11 protein-coding genes are annotated in these 14,604 nt (G+C 63.3%); 7 read left to right on the top strand and 4 right to left on the bottom strand.

Annotated features, from left to right (window positions below):
- Positions 1 to 113: 113 nt before the first annotated feature.
- A complete protein-coding gene (locus ACZYR5_RS08295) occupies positions 114 to 2,207 on the top strand; it encodes a TonB-dependent receptor (protein ID WP_489089187.1) in 2,094 nt (697 codons plus the stop codon).
- A gap of 54 nt (positions 2,208 to 2,261) precedes the next feature.
- On the opposite strand, the gene ACZYR5_RS08290 is transcribed toward ACZYR5_RS08295, so the two are convergent.
- From ACZYR5_RS08290 to ACZYR5_RS08275, 4 genes are all read right to left on the bottom strand, one after another.
- Entirely contained in the window at positions 2,262 to 2,462 is a 201-nt protein-coding gene (locus ACZYR5_RS08290; protein WP_489089186.1) for a hypothetical protein, read from the bottom strand.
- A gap of 238 nt (positions 2,463 to 2,700) precedes the next feature.
- Positions 2,701 to 3,807, bottom strand: a complete 1,107-nt coding sequence (gene aguA / locus ACZYR5_RS08285; RefSeq protein ID WP_489089185.1) for an agmatine deiminase — start codon at positions 3,805 to 3,807, stop codon at positions 2,701 to 2,703.
- 5 nt (positions 3,808 to 3,812) lie between these two features.
- Complete coding sequence (gene aguB, locus ACZYR5_RS08280) at positions 3,813 to 4,691, bottom strand: N-carbamoylputrescine amidase (RefSeq protein ID WP_489089184.1); 879 nt, start codon at positions 4,689 to 4,691, stop codon at positions 3,813 to 3,815.
- A 208-nt stretch (positions 4,692 to 4,899) separates the two neighbouring features.
- Positions 4,900 to 7,812 (bottom strand): aminotransferase, encoded by a 2,913-nt coding sequence (locus ACZYR5_RS08275; RefSeq protein ID WP_489089183.1) that lies wholly within the window; start codon positions 7,810 to 7,812, stop codon positions 4,900 to 4,902.
- Between the two features lie 163 nt (positions 7,813 to 7,975).
- On the opposite strand from ACZYR5_RS08275, the gene rfbB reads away from it, so the two are divergent.
- The 6 genes from rfbB to ACZYR5_RS08245 are packed head-to-tail and all read left to right on the top strand — an operon-like array spanning position 7,976 to position 14,580.
- Positions 7,976 to 9,058, top strand: a complete 1,083-nt coding sequence (gene rfbB / locus ACZYR5_RS08270; protein ID WP_489089182.1) for a dTDP-glucose 4,6-dehydratase — start codon at positions 7,976 to 7,978, stop codon at positions 9,056 to 9,058.
- Positions 9,055 to 9,930 carry a glucose-1-phosphate thymidylyltransferase RfbA gene (gene rfbA / locus ACZYR5_RS08265; protein WP_489089181.1) on the top strand — a complete coding sequence of 292 codons (876 nt, stop codon included), beginning with the start codon at positions 9,055 to 9,057 and terminating at the stop codon, positions 9,928 to 9,930. Before rfbB ends, rfbA begins: the two co-directional genes overlap by 4 nt.
- Complete coding sequence (rfbC, locus tag ACZYR5_RS08260) at positions 9,927 to 10,472, top strand: dTDP-4-dehydrorhamnose 3,5-epimerase (RefSeq protein WP_489089180.1); 546 nt, start codon at positions 9,927 to 9,929, stop codon at positions 10,470 to 10,472. Before rfbA ends, rfbC begins: the two co-directional genes overlap by 4 nt.
- The gene (gene rfbD, locus ACZYR5_RS08255) at positions 10,469 to 11,344 is read left to right on the top strand and encodes a dTDP-4-dehydrorhamnose reductase (RefSeq protein WP_489089179.1); all 876 of its coding nucleotides are present in this window, start codon (positions 10,469 to 10,471) and stop codon (positions 11,342 to 11,344) included. The genes rfbC and rfbD overlap by 4 nt, the downstream gene beginning before the upstream one ends.
- 39 nt (positions 11,345 to 11,383) lie before the next feature.
- On the top strand, positions 11,384 to 13,192 hold the full coding sequence (locus ACZYR5_RS08250) for a sensor histidine kinase (protein ID WP_489089520.1): 1,809 nt from the start codon (positions 11,384 to 11,386) through the stop codon (positions 13,190 to 13,192).
- Positions 13,189 to 14,580 (top strand): sigma-54-dependent transcriptional regulator, encoded by a 1,392-nt coding sequence (locus ACZYR5_RS08245; RefSeq protein WP_489089178.1) that lies wholly within the window; start codon positions 13,189 to 13,191, stop codon positions 14,578 to 14,580. Before ACZYR5_RS08250 ends, ACZYR5_RS08245 begins: the two co-directional genes overlap by 4 nt.
- The last annotated feature ends 24 nt before the right edge of the window (positions 14,581 to 14,604 follow it).

Below are 14,604 nucleotides of genomic sequence, written 5' to 3'. Positions count from 1 at the left end.
CAACTGGAAACAAAGAAACATCAGCGCGACCCAAGAATAATTAACGCACGCAAATAGCAAGCATTACCATTCGCACCCTTAAATTTCCCACCCTTTCCGGATGCGTTTCCTCCATGCCTGCCCCCTTCCGTCTTACGTCCGTCACCCTGGGCCTTTGCGCCTCGTTGAGCGGCGGTTTCACTTACGCTGCCACCACTGAACTGCCCGCCACCTCCATCAACGCTGACGCCGACGTCGACGACCCACGGGTCAAGGAAACCAGTACCGCCACGCGCACCGCCACTCCGGTGCGCTACGTTCCCCAGGCCATCGACTCGATCAAGACCGCCAACGTTTCCGACTACGGCACCAACGATCTGGGCACCGCCCTCAGCGGCATTCCCAACGTCAGCAGCGGCGCCGACACGCGCTTCGACAGCCTGCGCATCCGTGGCTTCGACGCCAGCAACGACTTCTACCTCGACGGCATCCGCGACGACAGCCAGTACGTGCGCGACCTGCACAACATCGAGCGCATCGAGGTGCTCAAGGGCCCGGCCGCCGTACTGTATGGCCGTGGCAGCCAGGGCGGGATCGTCAACCGGGTGAGCAAATTGCCGGAGTTCGGACGTCGCTCAACGATTGAGGCCCAAGGTGGCAGCGAAGACCTGCGCAGCCTGTACGCCGACCTCAGCACCGACCCCAGCGACAACCTTAGCCTGCGCCTGAACATGGGCAACATGGACGAAAACAGCTTCCGCGACGGCGTCAGTGGCAGTCGTCAATTGTTCGCGCCCTCGATGAGCTGGCAACTGACGCCCGACCTGAACTGGCTGGTGCAGTACGAATACAGCCGCTACAACCGCACACCCGATCGCGGCATCCCGGCGATCAACGGCCGCCCCGCCGACGTCGGCCGCGATACCACCTACGGCACCGACAACGATTTCATCGACGACAAGTCGCAATCCCTGCGCTCCAGACTCAGCTACGAGATCGCCGACAACTGGCAACTGCGCCAGACCCTCGGCGTGTTCAAGCTCGACAGCGATTTCGACAACACCTACGTCACCAACGTGAACACCGCGACCAACCAGGTGGTGCGCCAGCACTGGCAGCAGGACCTGACCACTCGCAACCTCTACAACAACCTCGAGCTCGAAGGCAGCTTCGACACCTACGGTTTCGAGCATCGTCTGTTGACCGGGCTGGAACTGGGCAGCCAGCGCCGCGACCCGAAACTCTACAACGCCGCCACCACGCCACCGGGCAACACGGCCGTGCCGGGGCTGGACCTGTACAACCCCAACCGCGACCTGGTGCACACCGGACGCATGCAGGTGTTCAGCGACTCACACACCGAGGTCGAAAGCCGCGCCATTTATGTCCAGGATCAACTGCGCCTGAATGATCAGTGGCAACTGCTCGGCGGCGTGCGCTACGACACCTTCGAGGTCGATTCGACCAACCAGCTCAAGGACATCTCCGAAGACCGCGACAGCCACAGCACCAGCCCGCGGGTCGGCGTGGTCTGGACGCCGCTGCGCAACCACTCGTTCTATGCCTCCTGGAGCAAGACCTTCTCCCCGGTCGGCGGCGGCCTGATCGGCATCACGCCGGGGGTGACCACCAACGTCAACGACCTCAGCCCCGAGCTGACCAAACAGAAAGAAATCGGTGTCAAAAGCGACTGGCTGGACGAGCGTTTGAGCACCACTCTGGCGGTCTACGAACTTGAGTTGTACAACCGCCGCACCAGCGACCCGAACGATCCAACCGTGACCCTGCTGACCGGCATGCAGCGCTCGCGCGGGATCGAATTGACGGCGGCCGGCAAGATTACTGGCAATTGGTACCTGCGCGGTGGCGCCGGTTTCCAGGACGCGACCGTGGAGAAAGACAACAACGGCTTTGAAGGCAAGCGCATCAGCAACGTCGCCAAACGCAACGGCAGCCTGTTCATCACCTGGAAACCGGAAATGGGCTGGTACGCCGAGACCGGCCTGACCCTGGTCGGCGACCGCTACGCCGACAACCTCAACACCACTGTGCTGCCGGGTTACGGCCGCTGGGATGCGCTGGCCGGGTTCCGCCAGAAAGACTGGGACCTGCGCGCGGCGCTGAACAATATCAGCGACCAGCACTACTACGAGTCGTCGACCAGCGCCTTCCAGATCCAGCCGGGCGCGCCACGCAGCCTGGTGGTGACCGGCACCTACAGTTTCTGACCGGCGAAAAAAAAGCGCTGCCATCCGGGCAGCGCTTTACCAATCCGTTGTTGTCTATCCTTCCATCACATCCCACAGCGCCTCAAGTTCTGCCTCGCTGAGCAAGCCAGCGGGGTAGCGCTCGATCATCATCCTGCGCGGGTCGGGTTCCCTGACCTGTCGCGTTCCGTTGGATTTCAACCACTGCGCCAGCACTTGCAGGGATTCGCTATTGATTACAAAGGGATGCGGCGTCTGCTCGCTGACCCTGTTCATGTGCAGCGCTCTCTCCCGGTTTGTGAGCGGCCTAACTTATCCAAGGTTTATGACAGAACAACGCCGTTCTACATTCCCGAGAATCACTCTCAAAAAGATACAAGAGCTATGCCAATCTGCCGGGTGAGCCGACGTGCGGCAACAAAAAAGCCCGCAACCGGTCAAGGCTGCGGGCTTGCTTGCTGACGGGTGCTTCAGACGGGTGGAGCACCCGGCTAAACGCTTGTTACATCTCCACTCAAACGGTGTGCGGCGCTGGCTGCTGTTGGGTAAGGCAATGGATATTGCCGCCCCCCAGTAACAGTTCACGGCCCGGCACCATCACCACTTCGTGCTGCGGAAACAGGTTCTGCAGGATTTCCCTGGCCGGCGCATCCATTGGATCGTCGAAGCTCGGCGCGATAATCCCGCCGTTGACGATCAGGAAGTTGACGTAGGAACCGGCCAGGCGCACCGACGGATTGCGCTCCTGGGTGCCGTCCACCGGATCGACACCGGCGCACTCTTCCTCGGTGGCAAACAACGGCCCCGGAATCGGCATCTTGTGCACGATAAAAGGGCGACCCTTGGCGTCGGTGCTGTTTTGCAGCACATTCATTGCCGCCTGGCAGCGCGGGTAGTTGGGGTTCTGCGGGTCGTCGGTCCAGGCCAGCAGCACTTCGCCCGGGCGCACGTAGCAGCAGAAGTTATCCACATGACCGTCGGTTTCGTCGTTGAACAAACCGTCCGGCAGCCAGATGATTTTATCCACAGCCAGCTGCGCGCTGAGCACCGCTTCGATTTGCGCGCGGTTCATGTGCGGATTGCGATTGCGGTTGAGCAGGCACTCTTCAGTGGTGATCAGCGTGCCCTCGCCGTCGACGTGGATCGAACCGCCTTCGAGCACGAAGCCCTCGGTGCGATAGCGTGGCGCGCGTTCGATTTCGAGAATCTTGCCGGCTACCTGCGAGTCGCGGTTCCACGGCGAATACAGGCCACCGTCAAAACCGCCCCAGGCGTTGAAATCCCAATCGACACCCCGGACTTCGCCGCTGCCGTTGATCACGAAGGTCGGCCCGGTGTCGCGCACCCAAGCGTCGTCGCTGGACATTTCGACCAGGCGGATATTCGGCACATCGAGGCGGGCGCGGGCGTTTTCGTATTGGCCAGCAGACACGGCAACGGTCACCGGCTCGAACCGCGCAATGGCCTTGGCCACCGCAACGTGGGCTGCTTGCGCCGGCTTGCCGCCCAGGCGCCAGTTGTCCGGACGCTCCGGCCAGACCATCCAGGCCTGGGTTTGCGGGGCCCACTCGGCGGGCATGTGGAAGCCGTCTTCGCGCGGGGTGCTGTGTAAAGTGGTCATTGCAATCAGGACTCCAGGGAACCGTCGAGGGTTTTCAGCGGGCCGTAGAGGTTCGGGCGACGATCGCGGAACGAACCCCAGGCGCTGCGGATGTGCTCCAGCTCATCCAAATCAAAACTGTGCACCAGTATGCCTTCTTCAGTCTGATTGAGCTCTTCAACCTTCTCGCCGAACTGATTGGCGATGAACGAGGAACCGTAGAAGGTGATGTCGTAGCCGTCCTGCTCTTCGTTGCCGATACGGTTACTGGCGATCAGTGGCATCAGGTTGGCGCCGGCATGGCCTTGCTGTACGCGCTGCCAGTGGTCACGCGAGGAGATGGTCTGGTCGTGGGGCTCGCTGCCGATGGCGGTTGGATAAAACAGGATTTCCGCGCCAAGCAGCGCCATGCTGCGGGCGCACTCGGGGAACCACTGGTCCCAGCAGATGCCCACGCCGATCTTCGCGTAGCGGGTGTTCCAGACCTTGAAGCCGGTATCACCCGGGTTGAAGTAGTACTTTTCGTGGTAGCCAGGGCCGTCCGGGATATGGCTTTTCCGATAAATCCCGAGGTTGCTGCCATCGGCATCGATGATCGCAATGCTGTTGAAACGGGCACGGCCGGCCCGTTCGTAGAAGCTGATGGGCAGTACCACCTGCAGCTCCTTGGCAACTTTCTGGAAGTGCTTGATCGCCACGTTGTCTTCGACCGAGGTCGCCAGTTGCAGGTAATCCGGGTTCGGCTTCTGGCAGAAGTACGGGCTCTCGAACAACTCCTGGATCAGGATGATCTGCGCGCCCTTGCCCGCGGCCTCGCGGACCAGCTTCTCGGCGGTCTCGATGTTGGCTTCAAGGTCCCAGGAACAGGCCATCTGGGTAGCAGCGACAGTAACGATACGACTCATGAATCATCTCCCGGGCGGGTGCAGAGGATCGAGTATGGCCTCGACCGATGACAGAAATGGGGACGTCCGGGCATGGCAACCCACAGCCCGGCGTCAGGCGACTTTATAACCGATAAAAATCGGCTTTAGAAGCTCGCTTCATTCATTTCGTCAGAAATACACATATTTAAGCCGATATTAATCGAGTTAAATTGCCCGTGAAAAACGCCTACAACCCCTCATCCAGCACTTTGGACAGCATGTCGACGAAGAAATCCACGCTTTGGCGCGAGGTCACCATCGGCGGCTTGATCTTCAGGATGTTGAGGTAATCGCCGGTGGGCTGCATGAAAATCCCCAGCTCGCGCAGGCGGTCACACAGCAGCGTGGTCTCCTCGGTGGCCGGTTCCAACGTCTGGCGATTGCGGATCAACTCCACGCCCAGGTAGAAGCCCGAACCGTGCACCGCACCGACCAGCGGATGGCGTTCGATCAAGGCTTCCAGGCGCTCCTTGAAGTAACCGCCGACGACCTGGGCGTTTTCCCAGAGTTTCTCTTCGTGCATCACGTCGAGCACCGCCATGCCGATCCGGCAACTGACCGGGCTGCCGCCGGCCGAGGAGAAGAAATAGCCCTCGGCTTCCAGTGCTTCGGCAATTTCCCGGCGGGTGATCACCGCGCCCAAGGGCTGGCCGTTGCCCATACCCTTGGCCATGGTGATGATGTCGGGCACCACGCCCTGCTCTTCGAAGCCCCAGAAGAACTTGCCCATGCGCCCGTAACCGACCTGCACCTCGTCGGCGATGCACACGCCGCCCTGGGCGCGCACCAGTTTGTAAACCTGCTGCAAATAGCCCGGCGGCAGGGAAATCCCGCCGGCATTGCCGTACACCGGCTCGCAGATGAACCCGGCCAACTGGCGCTTTTGCTCGGCGATTTTTGCCAGGTTGTGCTCGACGCTGCGCACGTAATCCGGCGCGCTGTCCGGGCCGCGGAATTCGCCACGATAGGTGTTGGGCGCGGTGACCGGATGCACCCAGTCCGGTCGGCTGCTCAGGGCTTGCGGGTTGTCGGCAATCGAGGTCGACACCGCGTCCGCCGCTACCGACCAGCCGTGGTAGGCCTCGAGCACGCTGAGCATGTCGCGGCCGCCGCTGTAGGCCCAGGCCAGGCGGATGGCCAGGTCGTTGGCCTCGGTGCCGCTGTTGACCAGGAACACCCGGTCCATCGAATCCGGCGCCAGCGCCAGCAGACGCTCGGAAAACTCGGCAATCGCCGCGTAGTGAAAACGCGAGTTGGTGTTGAGCAACGACCACTGGCGGCTGGCTTCGGCGGCCATGCGCGGATGACCATGACCCAGCACCGCGACGTTGTTGAGCATGTCCAGGTAGGAGCGGCCCTGCATGTCGATCAGGTGGTTGCGCCAGCCGCGTTCGATACGCGGCGGGTCAACGTAATAGTGTTTCTGCGAGCGGGCGAAACTGGCATCGCGGCGCGCCAGCAAGGTGTGCGGATCGAGTTCGGCCTCGGCATCGCAGGCCAGCCCCAGCAGCGCCGCCGGTGACGGACACAGGGCTTGCCAGGCAGGCGCCCGCGACGGGCTGCAGAACAGCGGTGGATCCAGTTCGGCACCACGGCTCAACTGCACCCGCAGCGCACCGCTGACCTCACCCAGCACCTGGCCCTTGATCACCGCGGCACCGGCGTGCAGCGACGGATTGACGCCCCACAGGCGCACGCTCAATTGCGCGCTGTCCAGTTGCAGACGACCCTCGCGACCCAGGTGCACGATCCCGGCAAACGGCGCCTCGACCGTGGTCCCTTCGGGAACCTGCAGGTCGACATGCAGTGGGCAGGTGTCGGGCTCGACGGCGCTGTCTGGTTGCGTGCGCGACAGGCGGAACTGGCCATAGCGACTGGCCGCCAGGCCATGGACCGCCGCGGCTTCCTGCAGCAGGCGCTGATCAATGCCCTCCTGCTCCCAGTTGCCGGCTTCGAAATGCGCACTCAAGACCCCGAGGTCGATCAGCGCGAACTCGCGCCCCACCAGGCTCGGCAGCAAAGGTGCGAAGCCCTGGCTGGCGATCACCGGCAGCGACTCGCCGACGGCCACCAGAATCGCGGCTTCCATCAGTTCGAACGGCACCGAGGTGGCGACGCGGAAAATCTCCCACTCGTGGTTCAGGTTGTCGCGGCTGTACTGGTTCTGCGGATCGATGCTGACCTGCTGCTCACCGCTGAGCACCAGCACCACCGCCCGCGCCACGATCATCGGCCACAGCGCCTGCAGCTCTTCGCGGCGCAAGGGATTGACCGCGTGATAGGCGCGCACCGCCGGCAGGATGACCATTGGATCGCCATCGGCATGGTGCAGCAGCGCGGCGCAGGTCACCGACAGATCGGTGATGCGCCAGGTGCGGATCAGGTCGCCAAAATCGATCACCCCCTGCAACTGCCAGTGCCGCTGCTGATCACGCTGCCAGACCACGTTGTCGTCGGTGATGTCCATGTGGATCGCCTGCACCGGCAGCTTCGCCTGCAATGGCTGCAAGCGACGCTCGGCACGCTGGGCGGCATCGGCCAGGCGGGCGCGCTGCGCTTCGTCGGCGATCACCGGCAGCAGGTGCTCGGTCAGGGCGCTGGCGTGGCGGGCGTCCCACTGCAGGGTACGCTCGAGGCCGGGATGATCGAAGCCGGCCAGGGCCAGGTCCATTTCCCCGCAGAGTTGGCCGAACCCGGCGACCACGTCGTGGCCAAGGTGGTCGAGGTGGGTCAGCGACTGGCCTTCGATGTAATCGAGCAGCCGTAAATGCAGGGATTGCCCGGCCAGCTCTAGGGTCAGCAGGTCCTGGCCGTTCTTCGCGGCAATCACTCGTGGTACGTGCAGGCCGGGGTGTGCGCCGAGGTGCTTGAGCGCCGCGTGCTGGGCCTCGAGCTCGAGCGCCGCGTAGTCGCCCCGGCAGATTTTCAGGACGAAGCGGCCCTGGTCGCTGTCGAGCCGATAGTTGAGATCCTGCTGGCTGCCCAGCGACTTCAGCGTTCCGCTCAGGCCGTAGTGCTCGTGCAGCAGCTCCAACGCCTGCTCGGCAGTGACTTGCGGACTGGCCAGACTGGCGCGATGAATCAACGTGGCGAGCAACATGACGACCCCTGGATTTTTTGTAAGGCGCCTATATCGCCACCGCTCGGGGCGATACGCAACCCCCGGCAGCGGTCAGTGATCGGGCGCCCGGCACGCCGATGGCGCGTCCGGACCCCGCGACACGCTATGATTCACAGGCTCAGACGTGAAAAAGGCCCTCTCCATGCGCATTCTCATCACCGGCGGTGCCGGCTTTATCGGTTCGGCGCTGATTCGCCACCTGATCCGGCACACCGATCATGAAGTGCTCAACCTGGACAAGCTGACCTACGCCGGCAATCTGCAGTCGCTGGCCAGCATCGCCACCAACACTCGCTACGAATTCGTCCAGGCCGATATCGCCGACCAGGCGACGGTCAGTGCGGTCATGGCGCGCTTCCAGCCCGAGGCGATCATGCACCTGGCGGCCGAGTCCCATGTCGACCGCTCCATCGACGGCCCGGCAGCCTTTATCCAGACCAATATCGTCGGCACCTACAACCTGTTGGAAGCCACCCGCGCCTACTGGCAGCGCCTCGCCGAACCGGCAAAGCGTGCCCTGCGCTTTCACCATGTCTCCACCGACGAGGTGTACGGCGACTTGCACGGCCCTGACGAATTGTTCAGTGAAACCAGCGCCTATGCCCCCAGCTCGCCCTACTCGGCCAGCAAAGCGGCGTCCGATCATCTGGTCCGTGCCTGGCAGCGCACCTACGGACTGCCGGTGCTGCTGAGCAACTGCTCGAACAACTACGGGCCTTTTCAGTTTCCGGAAAAACTCATCCCGCTGACGATCCTCAACGCCCTCGCCGGAAAAGCACTGCCGGTGTACGGCAACGGCCAGCAAGTGCGGGACTGGCTGTATGTCGAAGACCACGCACGTGCATTGCTCAAGGTGCTGGACCAGGGAATCGTCGGCCAGACGTACAACATCGGCGGGCACAACGAGCAGCGCAATATCGATGTGGTCCACGCCATCTGCACGCTGCTGGAGGAGCTCGCGCCGCACAAGCCTGCCGGGATCGGCCGCTACGCAGAGCTGATTCGTTTCGTCGAAGACCGTCCCGGTCACGATCTGCGTTACGCCATCGATGCCGGCAAGATCGAGCGCGAGCTGGGCTGGACCCCCGACGAAACCTTCGCCAGCGGACTGCGCAAGACCGTGCAGTGGTACCTCGATAACCGCGAATGGTGCGCAGCGGTGGCGGATGGCAGCTATCAGGGCCAGCGCCTGGGCCTGAGCGACTTCAAGGACTTGATTGCATGATGAAGGGCATCGTATTGGCCGGCGGCTCGGGGACGCGTTTGCACCCGATCACCCTCGGAATCTCGAAACAGCTGCTGCCGGTGTACGACAAACCGATGATCTATTACCCGATCTCGGTACTGATGCTCGCCGGCATCCAGGACATCCTGCTGATCTCCACGCCCCACGACCTGCCGCAATACCGCAATCTGTTGGGCGACGGCAGCCAGTTTGGCGTACGCCTGAGCTACGCCCAACAGCCGGCGCCAGAAGGCCTGGCCCAGGCGCTGTTGATCGGCGCCTCGTTTATCGGCGATGACTCGGTGTGCCTGATCCTCGGCGACAACATTTTTCACGGCCAGCACTTCACCGAAAAACTCCTGCGAGCCGCCGCACAGAACAGCGGCGCGACGATTTTCGGCTATTGGGTCAAGGACCCGCAGCGCTTTGGCGTGATCGATTTCGACGCTGACGGCAACGCCCTCTCGATCGAAGAAAAACCCCAGCAGCCGAAATCCAGCTACGCCGTCACCGGGCTGTATTTCTACGACAACTCGGCCGTTGAGATTGCCCGCTCGCTCAGCCCTTCGGCGCGTGGCGAACTGGAAATCACCGACGTCAACAACGCCTATCTGCAGCGCGGCGACCTGCGGGTCGAACGTTTCGGCCGCGGCTTTGCCTGGCTCGATACCGGCACCCACGACAGCCTGCTGGAAGCCTCGCAATACGTGCAGACGATCGAGCATCGCCAGGGTTTGAAAATCGCCTGCCTGGAAGAAATCGCCTTCCACCAGGGCTGGATCGACCGTGAGCGGTTGCTGGCCCAGGCGGCTTTCTTCGACAAAACTGGCTACGGCCAATACCTGTACAGCCTGGCCGGAGAAACGCCGTGAACGTCATCCACAGCGAATTGCCCGGAGTGCTGATTATCGAACCCCAGGTATTCGGTGATGAGCGCGGTTTTTTCTACGAAAGCTTCAATGCCCGGGACTTCCAACACGCGACAGGATTGAACCCGGTTTTTGTCCAGGACAACCATTCGCGCTCACAACGGGGCGTGCTGCGTGGCTTGCACTATCAACTGGAACAGCCCCAGGGAAAACTGGTGCGGGTGACGGCTGGCGAAGTGCTGGACGTTGCTGTCGATATTCGCCGCAGCTCGGCAAATTTTGGCCGTTGGACCCGTGTGCATCTCTCAGCCGACAACCGCCGCCAACTCTGGATCCCCGAAGGCTTTGCCCATGGTTTCGTGGTGTTGAGCGAATACGCGGAGTTTCTCTACAAAACCACTGACTACTACAACCCGACGGCCGAACGCTGCATTCGCTGGGACGACCCGCAACTGAGCATCGACTGGCAACTCACCCAGGCGCCGCAACTCTCCGCCAAGGACATGGCTGGAAAACCCCTGGCCGAGGCGGATCTGTTCCCGTGAGCGCGCCACTGAAAATCCTCATCAGCGGCGACCATGGACAAGTTGCCACCGAGTTGCAGCGACGCCTCTCGGGCATCGGCCGGTTGATTGTGCCGCCGCGCCACGAGCTCGATCTGGCGCAACCACAGATGATCCGCCAGCAGATCCGCAGCCTGCGCCCGGACCTGATCATCAACGCCGCCGCCTACACCCGAGTCGACCAGGCCGAGCGTGAACCCGAGCGGACCTTCGCGATCAATGCCATCGCCCCAGGGATCTTCGCCGAGCAGGCATTCGAGCTGGGCATCCCGCTGATCCACTATTCCACTGACTACGTGTTCGACGGTCAGCAGGACCGCCCCTATGTCGAAAGCGATACACCGCGTCCCCTGAATGTCTACGGCGCCAGCAAATGGGCCGGCGAACAGGCAATCAACGCCGTCGGCGGACAACACCTGATCCTGCGCACCAGTTGGGTGTATTCGCGCCATGGGCACAACTTCCTGTTGAGCATGCTGCGTTTGCTACAGGCGCAGCCGCAGTTGCGGGTAGTGGTTGACCAACTCGGCGCGCCGACCTGGGCCGGCACCCTCGCCATCAGCACCCGCGCATTGATCGAGCGCTGGCAAAGCGGGCAACACGGCGCCTGGGGCACTTACCATTTGAGTGCTGCGGGTGAAACCTCCTGGTTTGGTTTCGCCCAGGCAATTGCCGAGCACTTGCACGATCGGCCATGCGCCGAGCTGCTGCCAATCCCCAGCAGCGAATACCCGACGCCGGCCATGCGCCCACTCAATTCGCGGCTCGACTGCCGTTTGCTGCAACAGCAATGGCAGGTCAGCCAACCCGACTGGCAAGATGCACTGCGCGAGTGTCTCGCCGAACCAGCCTAGGCATAATGCATCCGTACTCTCAGGCGACGCCCGATGCCCATGACCCCAGCCCTCCCCCGTAGACCCCGTTGGCGCAGCCTGGCGTTGCTCGCCCTGTGCCTGGCACCCTTGCTCTGGCCGCTGGAGCAACTGGCCGAGCGTTACTACCGCAGCGAGCTGGCCGGGCAGAACCGCCAGACCCTCGACCTCTACGTCGCCAACCTGCTGGGCACGCTGCACCGCTACGAGGTGCTGCCGCAGATCCTCGGCGACCTGCCGGCCCTGCGCGCCGTGCTCGGTGCACCGGACGACGGCGTCACCCAGGGCAACGCCAACCGCTTCCTGAAGAACATCAGCGCGCAGACCGGCGCCGAGGTCATGTACCTGATGGACACCCGGGGCAATACCCTGGCCGCCTCCAACTGGGACAAACCCGACAGTTTCATCGGCCGCAATTTTTCCTTCCGGCCCTATTTCAGTGAAGCCATGCAGGGTCGTCTCGGGCGCTTCTTCGGGCTTGGCACCACCTCGACCAAACGCGGCTACTACTTTGCCGCGGCGGTCCGCGATGGCGAGGACATTCTTGGCGTGCTGGTGATCAAGGTCGACCTCGACCACACCGAAAGCCTGTGGGGCAAGACCCCGGAACAACTGCTGGTGACCGACCACAACGGCGTGGTCATCCTCACCTCGCGGCCCGACTGGCGGTTCCGCGCCACCCGCGAGCTGACCGCCGACGAACGCGAGGCCATCGCCGGCGTACAGCCTTACCCGACCCTCGATCCGCGCCCGCTGCTGATCAACCGCGACGCCTGGCTGACCCAGACCCAGCAGATCGATGAAACCGGCTGGAGCGTCAGCATCCTCGCGCCGCGCACGCTGATCGATCGCCCGGTGCGCAATGTCGTGGTGATCGGCGGCGCGACCTTGCTGGTGCTGATGTTGCTGCTCGGGCTGCTGATGCAGCGCCGCCGGCATTACCTGCAGCGCATCGACTTCGAAGCCCGGACCCGGCGCGAACTGGAAGCACGAGTCGCCGAACGCACCAGCGACCTCGAAGGCCTCAACCGTCGGCTCAAGGAAGAAGTGCTTGAGCGCGAGCAGGCACAGCAGGAGCTGGTGCGTGCCCAGGATGACCTGGTGCAGGCCGGCAAACTCTCGGCGCTGGGCACCATGTCGGCGAGCATCAGCCATGAACTGAATCAACCCCTGGCAGCGATTCGCAGCTATGCCGAGAACGCCGAAATCCTGCTCGATCATCAACGCACCGACGATGCCCGCGGCAACCTCAAGCTGATCAGCGAACTGACCGGGCGCATGGCTTCGATCATTGCCCATCTGCGCGCCTTCGCCCGACGCGACCGCCACGCCCCGGAAAGTGTCGCCCTGCAACCGGCACTGGACGATGCCCTGGCGCTGTTGGCCAAGCGCCGCCGGAGCATGGAGGTGGAGCTGATCCGCGACCTGCCCGCCGCCGCGCTGTGGGTCCAGGCCGGCGAAACCCGCCTGCGCCAGGTGCTGGGCAATCTGTTGGCGAATGCCCTCGACGCCCTCACCGAAAAAGGCCCGCCGCGCAAACTCTGGCTGAGTGCCGAAACCACCGCTGAGGGCGTCAATCTGTACATCCGCGATAACGGCCCGGGCTTCTGCATGGAAGCCCTGGGCCGCGCCAGCGAGCCGTTCTACACCACCAAGACCCGCACCCAGGGCCTTGGCCTCGGGCTGGCCATCTGCGAAACCCTGATGCGCGCCTTCGGCGGTGAACTGTCGTTCGCCAACCACAAGGAAGGTGGCGCCCTGATTACCCTGCGGCTACGCGCTGGTGCACCCGGTGTCAGTCTGCAACCGTCCGAGGACCGCAGTGAATGAGTATCGACGAGCGGATTGAAGTCATCCTGATCGACGACGATCCCCATCTGCGCCAGGCGCTGAGCCAGACGCTCGACCTGGCCGGCCTGAAAATCCTGCCACTGGCCCAGGCCCAGGGCCTGGCTGCACAGCTGGGCCGCGACTGGCCGGGCGTGGTGGTCAGCGACATCCGCATGCCGGGCATGGATGGCCTGGAACTGCTGGCCGAGCTGCACGCCCAGGACCCGGAGCTACCGGTGCTGCTGATCACCGGCCACGGCGATGTACCGCTGGCGGTGCAGGCGATGCGCGCCGGTGCCTATGACTTCCTGGAAAAACCCTTCGCCAGCGATGCCTTGCTCGACAGCGTGCGCCGCGCCCTGGCCCTGCGCCGCCTGGTCCTGGAAAACCGCAGCCTGCGTTTGGCCCTGAGCGATCGCAATGAGCTGAGCACGCGGCTGATCGGCCAGTCGTCGTCGATGCAGCGCCTGCGCGAGCAGATCGGTGCACTGGCGCCGACCAAGGCCGACGTGCTGATCCTCGGTGAAACCGGCGCCGGTAAAGAAGTGGTAGCCCGCGCCCTGCACGACCTGTCGAACCGGCGCAACGGCCCGTTCGTCGCGATCAACGCCGGTGCACTGGCCGAGTCGGTGGTCGAAAGCGAGCTGTTCGGCCATGAGCCCGGCGCCTTCACTGGCGCGCAGAAACGCCGTATCGGCAAGTTCGAATTCGCCAATGGCGGCACGCTGTTTCTCGACGAAATTGAAAGCATGAGCCTGGATGTGCAGGTCAAGCTCCTGCGTTTGCTGCAGGAGCGGGTGGTCGAGCGCCTGGGCGGCAATCAACTGATCCCGCTGGATATCCGCATCATTGCCGCGACCAAGGAAGACCTGCGCCAATCCGCCGATCAGGGGCGTTTTCGTGCTGACTTGTACTACCGCTTGAATGTCGCGCCGTTGCGCATTCCACCGCTTCGCGAACGCGGTGAAGATGCCCTGGTGATGTTCCAGCACTTTGCCAATGAAGCCAGCGAACGCCACGGCCTGGCGCCCCACGAGCTGCTGCCGGGGCAACGGGCCTTGTTGTTGCGCCACCCATGGCCGGGCAATGTACGCGAATTGCAAAACGCCGCCGAGCGCTTCGCCCTGGGCCTGGAGCTGGCGCTGGATTCGAATGCCGTCGATGGCAGCCCGGCACCGCAGGACCAGGCGCCGAGCGGCAACCTCAGCGAACAGGTGGAAAGTTTCGAGAAGAACCTGATCGCCGCCGAACTGGCGCGTTCCCACAGCTCGCTGCGCAGCGTCGCCGAAGCCCTGGGCGTGCCGCGCAAGACCCTGCATGACAAACTGCGCAAGCACGGCCTGAACTTCGCCGATGCCGCCCAGCATCACGGCGACGACCTCGACTGAGCCGTGCCGATCAACCTTTAGCTA

It is taken from the genome of Pseudomonas sp. F007, from assembly GCF_057814275.1.
Note: the sequence above shows the minus strand (reverse complement) of the source record. Positions and strands in the feature narration are given on the sequence as shown.

Excerpts from the sequence above, each read along its gene's own strand:
- ACZYR5_RS08295 (WP_489089187.1), top strand. The coding sequence starts at position 114 with ATGCCTGCCCCCTTCCGTCTTACGTCCGTCACCCTGGGCCTTTGCGCC.
- ACZYR5_RS08290 (WP_489089186.1), bottom strand. The coding sequence starts at position 2,462 with ATGAACAGGGTCAGCGAGCAGACGCCGCATCCCTTTGTAATCAATAGC.
- aguA (WP_489089185.1), bottom strand. The coding sequence starts at position 3,807 with ATGACCACTTTACACAGCACCCCGCGCGAAGACGGCTTCCACATGCCC.
- aguB (WP_489089184.1), bottom strand. The coding sequence starts at position 4,691 with ATGAGTCGTATCGTTACTGTCGCTGCTACCCAGATGGCCTGTTCCTGG.
- ACZYR5_RS08275 (WP_489089183.1), bottom strand. The coding sequence starts at position 7,812 with ATGTTGCTCGCCACGTTGATTCATCGCGCCAGTCTGGCCAGTCCGCAA.
- rfbB (WP_489089182.1), top strand. The coding sequence starts at position 7,976 with ATGCGCATTCTCATCACCGGCGGTGCCGGCTTTATCGGTTCGGCGCTG.
- rfbA (WP_489089181.1), top strand. The coding sequence starts at position 9,055 with ATGATGAAGGGCATCGTATTGGCCGGCGGCTCGGGGACGCGTTTGCAC.
- ACZYR5_RS08250 (WP_489089520.1), top strand. The coding sequence starts at position 11,384 with ATGACCCCAGCCCTCCCCCGTAGACCCCGTTGGCGCAGCCTGGCGTTG.
- ACZYR5_RS08245 (WP_489089178.1), top strand. The coding sequence starts at position 13,189 with ATGAGTATCGACGAGCGGATTGAAGTCATCCTGATCGACGACGATCCC.